This window comes from Ruminiclostridium josui JCM 17888, assembly GCF_000526495.1.
GTDB lineage: Bacteria > Bacillota > Clostridia > Acetivibrionales > DSM-1351 > Ruminiclostridium > Ruminiclostridium josui.
On sequence record NZ_JAGE01000002.1, the window covers coordinates 728,863 to 742,565 of the forward strand.

A 13,703-nucleotide genomic window follows, 5' to 3' on the forward strand; every position below is an offset into this window, starting at 1 on the left:
TTTATTGGAAGGTTAACATTTTTATTTAATTTTCATAACTTTCCTTGCAACTGCTATTCCTGCTTTATAAAGTATACTTTCCAATTCCTTACTGACAGTTTTTAGCTCAGACCTTATACTGATTTCCTGAGGACAGTGACTTTCACATTTTCCGCAATTTATACACTGAGAAGCATAGGAAGGCCTTGCTGCAACCGCTCCTAAGTTTCTGTAATATTGAAATCTTATTCCTTTTTTCCCAATAAGATACTTATCATTATAATGTGAAAAACATCCCGGTATATCAACCCCTGCCGGACAAGGCATACAGTAGCCACATGCTGTACATGGTATTTTTGTTCTTTCATGCAATATCCTTTTAACATTATCAAAGACACCAAGTTCTTCATCTGTAAGAGAATTAGCATATGAATCCGAGGCTATTCTTATATTATCCTCAACCTGTGCCTCATCACTCATTCCCGATAAAACTACATTTACCTGGGGATGATTCCATATCCACCTTAATGCCCATTCTGCAGGTGACCTGTCACGATTACATTCTGCGAATACCTTTTTTACATCTTCCGGCAGATTTGTAACCAGCTTTCCTCCCCTTAAAGGCTCCATAACAATTACAGGTATTCCCATCTCATTTGCAAGAATTAATCCGTCCTTAGTAGCCTGATTATTCTCATCCATGTAATTATATTGTATCTGGCAGAACTCCCAAGGGTATGCCCTTAAAATCTGCTCAAATTCATTTTTAGCCCCATGAAAAGAAAAACCAATGTTCTTTATTTTACCTTTTGCTTTAAGCTCTTCTATCCATTTTAATACTCCCATATCCACAAGCCTATCAAAACCTGCCTTGTCTGTGAGCATGTGAAGTAAATAATAGTCAATGTAGTCTGTTTGAAGGCGTTCCAATTGAGTATTAAATATTTTTTTTGCATTATCAAGATTCTTTACCATAAATGGAGGTAGTTTTGTAGCTATTTTGACCCTTTCACGGTAGCCTCCCATCAAAGCCTTTCCCAAAAGACTTTCACTTTTACCCCCATGATAAATATAAGCCGTATCAAAATAGTTCACACCTTTTTCTATAGCATTATGTATCATCTTTATTGCTCTTGGTTCATCAATTCCCCCTGCTCTGGTTGGAAACCTCATACACCCAAATCCCAGAATAGACAATTCTTCTCCGTTTTTTTGATTTATTCTTGTTAACATGATGCATCTCCCTCAAGGCCTCAAATTTATTAAATGAATAAAAATTATCCATCAGTTTCCGTATAAATTCAGTATTAAATAGTATATTTATAGTTTTCAGTATATATTTATGATTTTGGAGTGTCAATAATAAAGGGCAGCTATTTCCCAGCTCAATTTACATAATATTTTAAAAACGTAACCATATGAAAGAAAGGTTCATAAAATACTATGGAATTATTTTTTTATAAGGAGGAATTATGCAAAATTATAATTATAATGATTATATGCAAATGATGAATATTCCCAATCAGTATTTACCCATGATGGAGATGCCTCAAGATCAGCTTCATACCATGTTTCCCAGATGCTACCACGTTATAATGCCTGAAGTTGTACGTATGTGCGATAGAATGTGTGCACAATATGGGCCTATGTTTAACCCAAGCCGTCAAATGTTGGACTCCATGGTCAGTGATATTGACAATAGAGTTGGTGCGGATGTTGATATGGACTATCATGATTTTGAAGAGTGTGAGGACAGACAATTTGTTTTCGATGGATTTGGCGGAGGCAGAAGACGTTTCCGACGCGATCTCATAACAATCCTCCTGCTTAGGGAACTGTTAAGAAGAAGACCTCGTCCTTTTTCCCCTTTTGGTTTCAGCGGTTTTTAGTCAGTAATATAGTTTACCTCTATAATTTTTAATAATACATTCTATTCATTGCATATTACAGGTAGCTTTCAGTTCACGAAGGCCACCTGTTTTTTATATGCTGTCTCAAATTTAATGTCTGAATATTTTTAATACAGGATGGCTTACACAAAATTAATCAAAACTCCTGCCTAAACTTGCTTATACTAATGTAAAGCTTATCTATTTATAGTGCACAATTTATTGAGGATAAAATATAATACCATTAGCATATATTTTAGGAGTAAATATATTTATGAACTTTAATTATGTTCCACTTGGACAACATCAATTACCTCCACTGCCATACTCTTATGACGCTCTTGAGCCATTTATAAGTCAAAGAACCATGAGAATACATCATGATAAACATCACAAAGCCTATGTAGACGGCTTAAACAGGGCAGAAATCAATCTATCAGATGCCAGGAAAAAAAGAGACTATGAATTTATAAAGTACTGGGAAAAGGAATTGGCCTTTAATGGGTCAGGTCATATTCTGCATAGTATCTTCTGGACTACTATGGCACCACCAGGCATGGGAGGAAATCCCGGTATTCAAACAATTGATTATATCAATAGTTATTTCGGTAATTTCGGTGCTTTCAAGGAACAATTCATAAGTGCTGCTGAAAAAGTGGAAGGTTCAGGATGGGCTATCCTTATTTGGCAGCCTGCATGGAGAAGACTTGAAATTCTTCAGGCTGAAAAGCATCAGAACCTTGCTCAATGGGGTGGCATCCCGATTTTAGTTTGTGATGTTTGGGAACATGCCTATTACCTAGATTATCAGAATGAACGTCGAAAGTTTATTGAATCATGGTGGGGAATAATTAACTGGAATGAGGTGGAAAACAGGCTGATATTCGCCTTCAATGGTCAATTGCCACTAACAACAATAAATACAATGGGTTATTAAACCCTATAAAAAAAGGCCCGCTATATAAGCGAGCCTTTAATTTTAATAAACTGAATTATCGAGGTTGTATGTAGAATTTTATAGCTGTTCTTTCCTCTCCATCGATATTTACTTCAGCAAAAGCAGGAACTGCCACAAGATCAATTCCATTTGGAGCTACAAAACCTCTTGTTATTGCTATTGCCTTGACTGCCTGATTTACTGCACCGGCTCCTACTGCCTGAATCTCTGCATAATTGTTGTCCCTCAAAACTGCAGCCAATGCTCCAGCAACAGATTTGGGTTGTGAATTAGCTGAAACCTTTAGTACTTCCATATTATACATCCTCCTAAAAAAATGCTTTAAAAAAAGCAAAAAAATAAAATATAATTGTAATTATATCTATTCTATATATTTCATCGAATTCCTGCTTTTTACATTTAAAATTTTTTAAAAAATTTAAATAATTTATTTATGTTCCTATAATTAGGAATTTTTCGACATTTTGCTTCTCCATAATCCGTATATTTTTAAAATTAAACTCGTTTTTAAGTGTAATAATATTTACTTTTTTTTGTCCTATTACATTTGATATATATTTAGGATTACACTCAATAACTATATCCTGTGATTTGTCAAGCTTATGGTTTAGTATATATTCTCTGATTCTATTAAGAGTAAGCCTTGATTCCACAAGCTGTCTGAAAGCAGGATGAAAAGGCCCTGCAACAACCTCTCCTGATTCGCTAATATTGTCTGTGGGCTGGAGACCTATTCTAATAACATTAATATAATTTTTTTCGTATATATTCAGCAGTTCTGCAGAAATGTCCACCGACTCTTCAATTGTCAGAGGTTGATAGCGTCCTTCCTGATACATTTTCTGTAAAAATGTGTTTTTAATAACAAGGGTAGGATAAATGCGTACAATCTCAGGAGATAATTCCACAACTTTTTGGGCAGTTGCAATTGCCTTTAACCTGGTATCTCCGGGAAGTCCTATCATTGTTTGAATACCAAGTGAAAAACCTCTTTCCTTAATCAATTTTGCAGCATTCTTTACTTCCTCAATCCCATGTCCTCTGTTAGTGCATTTTAGAACATCATAATCCAGACTCTGTACGCCTAGTTCTATTGTTCGTACACCATACTTTTCAAGTAAATCCAATATCGTTGAATTTATATAGTCAGGTCTGGTAGAAAGCCTTATCTGCTTTACCTTCCCTTCTTTTATATAGCTGTATCCAATTTTAAGATACCATTCCTGCTCCTTTTGTGATATACCTGTAAAGCTGCCGCCATAAAAACCAATTTCCACAAAAGCATTACCGCTGGTTTCCAAATAACTTTCAATAGTAAGGCGAATTTCTTCTTCACTGGCCTCTTTTGTTTGACCGCTAATAATTTTCTGGTTGCAGAAAATACAATCAAAAGGGCAACCTTTGTGTGGCACAAAAATGGGAATTACTATATGCTTCTTAATTTGCAAACACTCCTTAAAGCCTTATTTTGCTTTTAGATTATTTAAGGCATCCTTTGCTGCATTTTGCTCAGCTTCTTTTTTTGAATGTCCTTTTCCATGTCCTTGAGTAACACCATTTATTTTTACTTCTGTAACAAATGTTTTGTTATGGTCAGGGCCAAACTGGTCAGTAACACTATAAGAAATCTGTTGTTCACCGTTTTGTTGAACTAATTCCTGCAACTGTGTCTTATAATCATAAAACAGTTTTCCTTCAATACACGACTTAATAATTTTATCCATATATTTGTATACAAATGCTTTAGCAGTTTCAAACCCACCATCAATATATAATGCTCCTATCAGTGCCTCAAATGCATCTGAAAGCAAAGAAATTTTTTCTCTGCCCCCTGAAAGTTCTTCTCCTTTTCCAAGCAAAAGATACTTTCCAAGGCCAATGTCACTGGCACATTGTGATAATGAATTTTCACATACAATTTTAGCTCTTGTCATAGACAGCTCGCCTTCTGGTAAATTAGGCCTTTTCTGGAAAAGATATTCACTTATTGCAAGGCCTAAAACAGAATCCCCTAGAAATTCAAGCCTCTCGTTATATTTTAACTTTCTTGCTTTCTTTTCATTTGCGTAGGAGCTGTGAGTAATAGCAGCAAATATGGTGTCTTTGTTTTTAAATTTGTATCCTATTATATTTTCAAGCTCAGAAATTCTATTATCATAATCGGTTTGCTCCATTATAATCCTCCAATAGTACTCAAATCTTAATTCAATTTATGGAATGTTTAGTCAACCTTCAAAAAAATAACAGGACGGAAAAACCCTACCTGTTATTTTACACTTTTATATTAATATCATCAACATTTTGTATTTATTCATATTTCTTAAAACAGATTGTAGCATTGTGACCACCAAATCCAAGTGCATTTGAAAGTGCATATTTAATTTCACTTTCTCTTCCCTTATTTGGTACACAATCAATATCACATTCAGGGTCCTGATTTTGAACATTTATTGTTGGCGGCAGGAAGCTGTCGTGAATAGCCATTGCTGTAATTATTGCCTCAATGGCACCTGCAGCACCTAATAAGTGTCCAGTCATAGACTTGGTTGAACTCATTGCAAGATTAGCGGTATGGTTGCCAAATACTGCTTTAACAACATTTACTTCACCTGGATCATTTAAAGGAGTAGAAGTTCCGTGAGCATTGATGTAGTTAACTTCTTCAGGTTTTATACCTGCATCATTAATTGCCATCTGCATACTCTTTATACCGCCTATTCCTTCCGGATGAGGAGCAGTTATGTGGTAAGCATCACAGGTACATCCGTATCCGACAACTTCTGCAAGGATGTTTGCTCCTCTATTAAGTGCATGTTCAAGTTCTTCAAGAACTAAAATTCCAGCACCTTCCCCCATGACAAACCCATCTCTATCCTTATCAAAAGGCCTTGAAGCAGTTTCAGGATCAGGATTTTTACTCATTGCTCCCATGTTACAGAAACCTGCAAAACTGATAGTTGTTAATGATGCTTCCGCACCACCTGTCAACATTAAATCAGCATCTCCTCGCTGTATAACTTTAAATGAATCGCCAATAGCATTATTTGATGTTGCACAAGCTGTTACCACACATTCGTTGAAACCCATAAATCCATATTGAATAGCTATACGCCCGGAAGCCATATTTGAAATCATCATAGGTATGAAAAACGGACTAACTCTTCCAGGTCCTTTGCTTAAAAGAACCTTGTATTGATCTTCGAATGTTTCTATACCACCAATACCAGAACCGACGATAACACCACATCTATCTTTATTCAAAGAATCTAAATCAAGCTTTGCATTTTCTACCGCCATTTTTGAAGCAGCCATAGCAAACTGATTATATCTATCCATTCTTCTTGCTTCTTTTCTATCCATGAATAGGTTAGGATCAAAATCCTTTATTTCAGCTCCAACCTTTGTTGACATCTCAGATACATCAAATCTGGTTATTTCACTGATACCGTTTTTTCCCTCTTTTATTGAACCCCAAAATTGATCCACCCCAAAACCAAGTGAAGATACTACTCCAGCTCCTGTTATAACTACGCGTCTTTTCATTTTCATAAACCTCCAAAAGGTGAAATTTTATAATGATCTGATTTATAGAATATATATCAAAACGTCTTTAAGACATTATAAAAATTTATTTTCAGATAATATAATATTAAAAAAGCCCCTATTGGGGACTTTTTTAAGTATTACTTTTGATGTATTCAACAACATCACTAACTGTTGTGATCTTCTCTGCTTCGTTATCAGGTATTTCAAGACCAAATTCCTCTTCAAGAGCCATTATAAGCTCAACTATATCAAGAGAATCAGCTCCAAGATCATCTATGAAGGAAGCTTCCATAGTAATATCTTCTTCTTCAACACCCAACTGCTCAACAATCAATTTTTTAACTTTATCAAAAATCATACGTTCACCTCCTTCCAAAGGATGGTTCTATAATGCATACATTATTTACTATATTCACCATAGTATGCAATTAATAATTATTATGCTGAATAGCCGAATACCAGGCATATCCAAACATAATATTATTACATAACTAATCCACCGTCAATATCTATAACCTGCCCTGTTACATAACCAGCTTCTTCAGAAGCTAGAAAAGCCACAACATTAGCTACTTCTTCCGGCGTCCCAAACCTTCCAAGTGCTATCTTTTCTATGTACTTCTTCTTCAAATCATCTGGCAATATTTCCGTCATATCACTGACAATCACACCCGGACAAACTACATTACAAATAATCCCTCGCGGTGCAAACTCTTTAGCGGTGGTTTTTGTTAAGCCGATAAGCCCTGCTTTTGATGCTGAATAATTTGCCTGCCCAGGATTTCCGTAATTGCCGGCAACTGATGATATATTAACTATTCTTCCATACTTCTTTTTCAGCATCAATTTTGCTGCAGCTTTAGTACAGAGAAAAGCACCCTTTAAATTAATGTCAAGTACGCTGTCCCAATCGTCCTCTGACATCATCGCCATTGGCTTATCCTTCGTTACCCCTGCATTGTTTATAAGTATATCGATACCTCCAAATGTATTTACCGCAGTATTCATCAATGCCTTTACATCTTCCGCATTTCTTATATCACCTACAACTGCTGCCACCTTTATTCCCATATCTTCCAGCTCTTTAGCTGTTTCCAAAACCTTTTCTGTTGTTCCGTTTAGTACAACATTTGCTCCGAGTTTACCCAGTTTTTCAGCAATAGCTCTTCCGATTCCTCTTGATGAGCCGGTTATAACAGCAGTTCGTCCTTCAAATTGCATTTTGCGTACCCCTCCTAACTAAACCTAATATTAAAAATTTTCTAAGCCAATATTTCAAAGGCATTATCCAAAGTTTTCAAATTTTCAACGTTTATTACTTTAACGCTCCTGTCAATTTTCTTTACAAAACCGCTCAAAACCTTTCCAGGGCCTATTTCTACAAATGTAGCCACACCTTCAGAAAGCATAGTTCTTATACATTTTTCCCACAGTACAGAAGTACTAACCTGTTTTATTAAAAGTTCCTTGACTATATCTTTTTCTGTAACAACATCACCGGTAACATTTGTTATCACAGGTATCTTTATATCATTTAAGGTTACTTTTTCGAGTTCAACTGCAAGTTTCTCTCCTGCTGGCTTCAAAAGACTACAATGAAATGGTGCGCTAACAGGCAGTAACATTGCCCTCATAGCTCCTTTAGCATTACAAAGTTCCACTGCCTTTTCAACAGCTTCTGTTTCTCCAGCTACTACTATCTGACCCGGGCAGTTGAAATTAGCCGGTTCAACAATGCCTATTTGTGACGCCTCTTTACAGCAATCTATTACATCATTACTTTCAAGTCCTATAATTGCTGCCATAGCACCAACGCCTACAGGTACAGCCTCCTGCATATACTTTCCTCTTTTTCTAACAAGAGAAACAGCATCTTTGAAGCTAATTGTGCCTGCTGCAACATGGGCAGCATATTCACCAAGACTCAAACCAGCCACATAATCAGGTTTAATACCTTTTTCCAAAAGAGGCTGCATACAGGCAATACTTGTAGTAACAATAGTTGGCTGGGTGTTTTCAGTTATCTTTAGTGTTTCATCATCACTATTGAATATCATTTCGCCGACATCAAAACCCAATGCCTCTGTCGCTTCATCATATACTTTACGGGCACTATTATATTTGTCTGCGATTTCCTTACCCATTCCTACGTACTGAGCACCTTGCCCAGGAAATATAAAAGCTACTTTACCCATATAAATTCTCCTATTTATCAAAAAATTAGTACATTAATCAATTGCTATTTATTCCACTTAATAGCCATTGAGCCCCAAGTTAATCCGCCTCCAAAAGCAACAAGAAGCATATTGTCGCCTTTTTTTAATTTTCCTTTTCTTTGAGCTTCATCCATTGCTACAGGTATAGATGCTGATGAAATATTACCGTATTTATTTATAATGTAATGTATTTTATCATCTGTAATTCCAAGTTTCTTTATGGCACCATCAATAATTCTGGTGTTTGCCTGATGTGGAAAAATAAAATCAAGTTCACTTATATCTAAATTTAGATTATCTAAAACATGCATTGTTGCTGTTGACATGGCCTTTACAGCAAATTTAAATACCTCTTTGCCATCCATCCATAGTGAATTGAATTTCCCGTTTGGTCTTTTTTTCTTTTCTTCTTCAGATATATAGAGATTTGGAATTGTTATTTTCATACCTTCGGCGCCATTTGAACCAAGGAATAAATCAAGTATTCCGTATCCTTCATCAACTACTCCAAGTACCACCGCACCAGAAGCATCACCGAATAGTATACAAGTATTTCTGTCTTTCCAGTCAACAATCTTCGACAAGCCTTCACAACCAATTACTAAAGCATGCTTATAAACTCCATTTGCAATAAACTGCTGTGCAACTGATAACGAGTAAATAAATCCTGTACAAGCTGCATTTATATCAAATGCAGCAGCATTTACAGCTCCAATAGCTCCTTGAATAATACAAGCCATTGATGGTGACATGTAGTCAGGGGTTTCAGTTGATACAATAATCAAATCTATTTCCTCTGGTTCAACACCGGCATCTTCCAAAGCCCTCTTTGCCGCTTCAATTCCCATCGTATAATTAGGAACATCCTCATCTAAGACATGTCTCTCGGATATTCCTGTTCTTTTTCTAATCCATTCGTCTGAGGTATCAACTAATTTTTCCAAATCGTTATTTGTAAGTACTTTTTCTGGTACAAAACTTCCTGTACCTATTATCCCTACACTCTTAGTCGATTTTATCATCGGAAGAGTCCACCTCCATATTCTTGAATTGATCTTTAATTTCATTTACTACGCCATTTTCTATTAAAGGTATTGCTCTGTTTAAAATTGCATATCTTATTGTTTTTGCCTTCGATGAACCATGACTCTTAATTACTAACCCATTAACACCTAAAACCGGAGCTCCTGCAAGTACATCAGGATCGAATTTAGTTTTAAAATTCTTAAAAAACGGTTTGAGCATCAGATAACAAAGCTTTGTAAAAAAATTTGATGTAAATAACTTTTTTAGTTCTCCAAGAAATAGAGACCCCGCACCTTCATAGAGCTTTAAAGCAACATTTCCTGCATAGCCGTCACATACAGCTACGTCAATATCTCCGCCAGGAATATTGTTCCCTTCGGTATTTCCTACAAAATTAATTTGGGAAGAAGAAAGAATACTGAAGGCCTGTTTGAGAGTATCATTTCCTTTTGCGTCTTCTGAGCCTACATTCAAAAGTCCAACTTTTGGTTTTTCCTTTTTATAAATCAGTTTCATATAAATGGAGCCCATAATACCGAACTGCAAGTAATTTATTGGTTTGCAAACGGTATTCATACCTGCATCTATTATTAAAACCATATCTTTTTTTGATGGAACTAATGCCGGAAGTGATGGTCTGTCAATTCCCTTTATGCGACCTACTATCAATAAGGCACCTGTCATAATAGCTCCGGTATTCCCTGCTGATATAAATGCATCGCCTTTATTTTCTTTTAAGAGCTTCATACCTACAACCATTGAGGAATCCTTTTTGCCTCTTATAGCCTTTGTAGGAGTGTCCTCGCCTGTTATAACCTCAGTAGCATTGACAATACTTATTCTATCTTTATTAAATTCCTTTTTGCTTAAATTATTTTCTATTATTTCGCTTTTACCAACAAGAGTAATATTAAAGCCTTCTTTCATATTTATTGCCTCAACACATCCGTCTATTATGGCATCAGGTGCATTATCTCCACCCATAGCATCAACAATAATGTTAATCATCTTTGTCACTCTCCAAAAATTTCATTAAATAATATTCAGAAAATCCGTAAACAACTTCATATTTTTTCTTTAATTGTATTTTCATTAAGAGATACCAGTATAAATTTTCCTCTGAATACTTCAACGTTTTTTTCGTATATTTTGACCCAGACAATAAACCTGTTTCCCTTAGACTCCTTGACCTCAGCTTTTGCTATTATTCTTGCTCCTGCATAAACAGGAATCTTGTATTTTATATTCGCAACTCCAACTAATGCTACTTGTGAATCAATTACAGCTATGGCAAGGGTTTCTGCCAATGAGTAAATATAGTGCCCTCGTACAATATGAGTTTTTTCAAATGCCATTGTACTGTTTGTTTCCATAAGTGAAATTGCACTTTGTCCAAGCTGTAAATCTATCAATTCGCCGATAAATTCTCTGCTTTTTAATGACTTTAATTTTTCCTGATTGCTCTCGGCAACATTTTTAATTCTTTCACGTAATTCTGGAATTGAAAGTTCCAGTCGGTCAAGTCTGATTGTTGGTACGCTCACTTTAAAATAATCAGCTAATTCTTCATCTGTTAAGAATGGGTCGTACTTAATTTTCTCAAGCAGAATCTTTTGTCTTTGCTGTTTGTGAGAAGATGATCTGCTCACTTACAACCACCCCTTATAAATATTATCTATAATTATTACCAGATACTAATTGCTGATAATAGGATTATATATTAACTTTACTATTATTGCAACTATTTTCTAATAATATTAAATTTCCCATAGGTTCTAATACTAAATTTACATAAATTTATTTTGATTTGGTTCTTTCTTTAGGGAACCTCTCTACCACAAGGCTCCGAGGCACAATAAATATCCCCCGTCCTGGCCTAGCCGGGGGTTTTACCTCAGCGATTATAATCCGTACTACTAGCCACGCCTAAAAAGCGTTAGTATTGTCTGCCACATGCGACAGAACTATTATTTTCTAGCGTATGGTTTTCTACATGCAAATATAAATAGCCGCAGTTTCCCACGGCTACTTATGTATATAAATATAGATGATTAACCTTACATCCCGCCAGACTTAAGTATTTTCAAGTTCTTTGCAAAAAAGTCTATTCCTGAATATATTGTTATTATAACAGCTATAAACATCAGATATGAGTCAACCGGTACATCCGTAAATATTGAAAACGGCCAATTCTTTAAAAGAGAAACTGAAACTGCAATAGCCTGAAATACCATTTTGATTTTTCCTGACTTGTTGGCCGCAATAACTTGTCCTTCTCCTGCAGCAACCAAACGTAATCCTGTAACTAAAAGTTCCCTGGATATTATAATCATAGCTGCCCAACCTGTTACTACCTGCTGCTGAACCAAAGCAATCAATGCAGCAGTAATTAATAATTTATCGGCAATAGGGTCAAGAAATTTTCCAAAAGCAGTAACTAGTTTATGTTTTCTAGCAATATATCCGTCAACTCCATCAGTACTCGCAGCCAATATAAATAGCACCGCAGCAACGTAACTTCCATAATTATTAATAAAATTATTAAATGCTAACATTTCGTCTTTCATGAAAGACAAAAGCTGAAAATTTACTGTTGCATCAGGAATTGGTATAACAAAAATCATAAATAACGGAACTAGAAATATCCTTGATATAGTTATTTTATTTGGTAAATTCATTTATGACCTCTCCTATCAAATCATAATCTTCGGAATTAAGAATCCTTACATCTGCAAAACTACCTATTAAAAGCTCTTCGGGACTGGTAAAATAAATAACCCCATCAATCTCAGGAGCTTCTGCATAAGTACGTCCATAATAGAATATACCATCATCGGCAATACCGTCAACTATAGTTTTGTAGACTTTTCCATTCCTACCTTGGTTTATTTCCCTGCTGATTGAATTTTGGAGCTCAAGAATCTTTTTTTGCCTTTTAATTTTAATATGCTTTGGTATTTGGCCTTTCATCTTTGCTGCCGGTGTACCATCCTCTTTGGAATAAGTAAATACTCCTACTCTATCCAACCTAAATTCCTTTAGAAAAGCAACTAATTCTTCAAAATCTTCCTCTGTCTCACCAGGAAATCCAACTATCAACGATGTTCTGATATAAATACCTTTGACTTTTTCTCTTAACTTATTAAGTACTTGCTTAATTTCAGTTATAGTGCCTCTTCTTCCCATTTGCTTTAGTACTCTGTCAGAAGCATGCTGTATGGGGATATCAAGATATTTGCAAACCTTTGGATTATTGGATATTTCATTAATTAACTCATCGTCTATTTCCTCAGGGTAGCAATACAAAAGTCTTATCCATTCTATTCCACTTATGTCTGATAGCTTTCTGATTAACTCCGGAAGCATTTTTTTACCATATATATCAATACCATAACGAGTACTGTCCTGTGCGACAATAATGATTTCCTTTGCACCTTTTTCAGCCAAAAGTTCAGCTTCTCTAACTAATGACTCCATTTTACGGCTCCTGTACTTACCTCTCAAAAACGGTATAATACAGTACGTGCAGCGATTATCACATCCTTCTGATATTTTCAGATAAACTGAATGTTTAGCTGACGAAATTACTCTCTCTTCATCAAGATAATCAGTCTCGTCCAGTTTTCCATAAGATACTGTCTTTTCTCCCATATACGCAAGATTAATTACTTCGGCTATTTCTTTATAATTACCTGTACCCAAAACTGCGTCTACTTCCGGTATCTGTTCAAGTATTTTTTCTTTATACCTTTCTGCCATACAACCGGTAACTATAAGTACCTCACAATTTCTGCTCTTTTCATCAGCCATTTCTAAAATTGTATTTATGGATTCCTGCTGAGCGGATTCTATAAACCCGCATGTATTTACTATAAGTACATTAGCATCTTCCTTGTTATTTACAATTTCATAATCTGCATGGGACAACATACCCAGCATTATCTCGCTGTCTACTAAATTTTTTGGGCACCCCAATGAGACGATGCCTATCTTTTTTTTCACCCAAAGCCCTCCATATTTCGATTTAAAGAACGTATATTTGCTTAATTTATACTCTAAAAAAGTTCTATTAAAAATTATTTAATAATA

The 13,703-nt window shown here is 35.4% G+C and carries 15 protein-coding genes; 2 read left to right on the forward strand and 13 right to left on the reverse strand.

Annotation, left to right across the window (positions count from 1 at the left end; all coding sequences use genetic code 11):
- Nucleotides 1-21: 21 nt before the first annotated feature.
- The gene (locus K412_RS0119475) at nucleotides 22-1,212 is read right to left on the reverse strand and encodes an aldo/keto reductase (RefSeq protein ID WP_024834639.1); all 1,191 of its coding nucleotides are present in this window, start codon (nucleotides 1,210-1,212) and stop codon (nucleotides 22-24) included.
- Between the two features lie 239 nt (nucleotides 1,213-1,451).
- On the opposite strand from K412_RS0119475, the gene K412_RS0119480 reads away from it, so the two are divergent.
- Nucleotides 1,452-1,868: a hypothetical protein gene (locus tag K412_RS0119480; RefSeq protein WP_024834640.1), complete on the forward strand. Its 417-nt coding sequence runs from the start codon at nucleotides 1,452-1,454 to the stop codon at nucleotides 1,866-1,868.
- Nucleotides 1,869-2,142: 274 nt separating this feature from the next.
- The gene (locus K412_RS0119485) at nucleotides 2,143-2,805 is read left to right on the forward strand and encodes a superoxide dismutase (RefSeq protein WP_024834641.1); all 663 of its coding nucleotides are present in this window, start codon (nucleotides 2,143-2,145) and stop codon (nucleotides 2,803-2,805) included.
- 55 nt (nucleotides 2,806-2,860) lie between these two features.
- On the opposite strand, the gene K412_RS0119490 is transcribed toward K412_RS0119485, so the two are convergent.
- The 12 genes from K412_RS0119490 to rimO all read right to left on the reverse strand — a co-directional run bounded on the left by K412_RS0119490 (nucleotide 2,861) and on the right by rimO (nucleotide 13,616).
- On the reverse strand, nucleotides 2,861-3,121 hold the full coding sequence (locus K412_RS0119490) for a stage V sporulation protein S (protein WP_004620400.1): 261 nt from the start codon (nucleotides 3,119-3,121) through the stop codon (nucleotides 2,861-2,863).
- Between the two features lie 136 nt (nucleotides 3,122-3,257).
- A complete protein-coding gene (locus K412_RS0119495; protein ID WP_024834642.1) occupies nucleotides 3,258-4,274 on the reverse strand; it encodes an elongator complex protein 3 in 1,017 nt (338 codons plus the stop codon).
- Between the two features lie 15 nt (nucleotides 4,275-4,289).
- Complete coding sequence (gene rnc / locus K412_RS0119500) at nucleotides 4,290-5,000, reverse strand: ribonuclease III (RefSeq protein ID WP_034848377.1); 711 nt, start codon at nucleotides 4,998-5,000, stop codon at nucleotides 4,290-4,292.
- A 133-nt stretch (nucleotides 5,001-5,133) separates the two neighbouring features.
- Nucleotides 5,134-6,369 carry a beta-ketoacyl-ACP synthase II gene (fabF, locus tag K412_RS0119505; RefSeq protein WP_024834644.1) on the reverse strand — a complete coding sequence of 412 codons (1,236 nt, stop codon included), beginning with the start codon at nucleotides 6,367-6,369 and terminating at the stop codon, nucleotides 5,134-5,136.
- A gap of 133 nt (nucleotides 6,370-6,502) precedes the next feature.
- Entirely contained in the window at nucleotides 6,503-6,730 is a 228-nt protein-coding gene (gene acpP, locus K412_RS0119510; protein ID WP_024834645.1) for an acyl carrier protein, read from the reverse strand.
- Nucleotides 6,731-6,855: 125 nt separating this feature from the next.
- Nucleotides 6,856-7,593, reverse strand: coding sequence for a 3-oxoacyl-[acyl-carrier-protein] reductase (fabG, locus tag K412_RS0119515; protein ID WP_024834646.1), 738 nt, complete (start codon nucleotides 7,591-7,593; stop codon nucleotides 6,856-6,858).
- A gap of 41 nt (nucleotides 7,594-7,634) precedes the next feature.
- Complete coding sequence (fabD, locus tag K412_RS0119520) at nucleotides 7,635-8,567, reverse strand: ACP S-malonyltransferase (RefSeq protein ID WP_024834647.1); 933 nt, start codon at nucleotides 8,565-8,567, stop codon at nucleotides 7,635-7,637.
- A gap of 44 nt (nucleotides 8,568-8,611) precedes the next feature.
- Nucleotides 8,612-9,610 (reverse strand): beta-ketoacyl-ACP synthase III, encoded by a 999-nt coding sequence (locus K412_RS0119525; RefSeq protein WP_034848380.1) that lies wholly within the window; start codon nucleotides 9,608-9,610, stop codon nucleotides 8,612-8,614.
- Entirely contained in the window at nucleotides 9,594-10,622 is a 1,029-nt protein-coding gene (gene plsX, locus K412_RS0119530; RefSeq protein WP_034848383.1) for a phosphate acyltransferase PlsX, read from the reverse strand. The genes K412_RS0119525 and plsX overlap by 17 nt, the downstream gene beginning before the upstream one ends.
- Nucleotides 10,623-10,678: 56 nt before the next feature.
- On the reverse strand, nucleotides 10,679-11,263 hold the full coding sequence (gene fapR / locus K412_RS0119535) for a transcription factor FapR (protein ID WP_024834650.1): 585 nt from the start codon (nucleotides 11,261-11,263) through the stop codon (nucleotides 10,679-10,681).
- A gap of 408 nt (nucleotides 11,264-11,671) precedes the next feature.
- Complete coding sequence (pgsA, locus tag K412_RS0119540; RefSeq protein ID WP_024834651.1) at nucleotides 11,672-12,292, reverse strand: CDP-diacylglycerol--glycerol-3-phosphate 3-phosphatidyltransferase; 621 nt, start codon at nucleotides 12,290-12,292, stop codon at nucleotides 11,672-11,674.
- A complete protein-coding gene (rimO, locus tag K412_RS0119545) occupies nucleotides 12,276-13,616 on the reverse strand; it encodes a 30S ribosomal protein S12 methylthiotransferase RimO (RefSeq protein ID WP_024834652.1) in 1,341 nt (446 codons plus the stop codon). The genes pgsA and rimO overlap by 17 nt, the downstream gene beginning before the upstream one ends.
- Nucleotides 13,617-13,703 lie beyond the last annotated feature (87 nt).

Coding starts and splice junctions, on each gene's coding strand:
- K412_RS0119480 (WP_024834640.1), top strand. CDS start 1,452: ATGCAAAATTATAATTATAATGATTATATGCAAATGATGAATATTCCC.
- K412_RS0119475 (WP_024834639.1), bottom strand. CDS start 1,212: ATGTTAACAAGAATAAATCAAAAAAACGGAGAAGAATTGTCTATTCTG.
- pgsA (WP_024834651.1), bottom strand. CDS start 12,292: ATGAATTTACCAAATAAAATAACTATATCAAGGATATTTCTAGTTCCG.
- rnc (WP_034848377.1), bottom strand. CDS start 5,000: ATGGAGCAAACCGATTATGATAATAGAATTTCTGAGCTTGAAAATATA.
- K412_RS0119490 (WP_004620400.1), bottom strand. CDS start 3,121: ATGGAAGTACTAAAGGTTTCAGCTAATTCACAACCCAAATCTGTTGCT.
- acpP (WP_024834645.1), bottom strand. CDS start 6,730: ATGATTTTTGATAAAGTTAAAAAATTGATTGTTGAGCAGTTGGGTGTT.
- plsX (WP_034848383.1), bottom strand. CDS start 10,622: ATGATTAACATTATTGTTGATGCTATGGGTGGAGATAATGCACCTGAT.
- fabG (WP_024834646.1), bottom strand. CDS start 7,593: ATGCAATTTGAAGGACGAACTGCTGTTATAACCGGCTCATCAAGAGGA.
- K412_RS0119485 (WP_024834641.1), top strand. CDS start 2,143: ATGAACTTTAATTATGTTCCACTTGGACAACATCAATTACCTCCACTG.
- fabF (WP_024834644.1), bottom strand. CDS start 6,369: ATGAAAAGACGCGTAGTTATAACAGGAGCTGGAGTAGTATCTTCACTT.
- K412_RS0119525 (WP_034848380.1), bottom strand. CDS start 9,610: ATGATAAAATCGACTAAGAGTGTAGGGATAATAGGTACAGGAAGTTTT.
- fabD (WP_024834647.1), bottom strand. CDS start 8,567: ATGGGTAAAGTAGCTTTTATATTTCCTGGGCAAGGTGCTCAGTACGTA.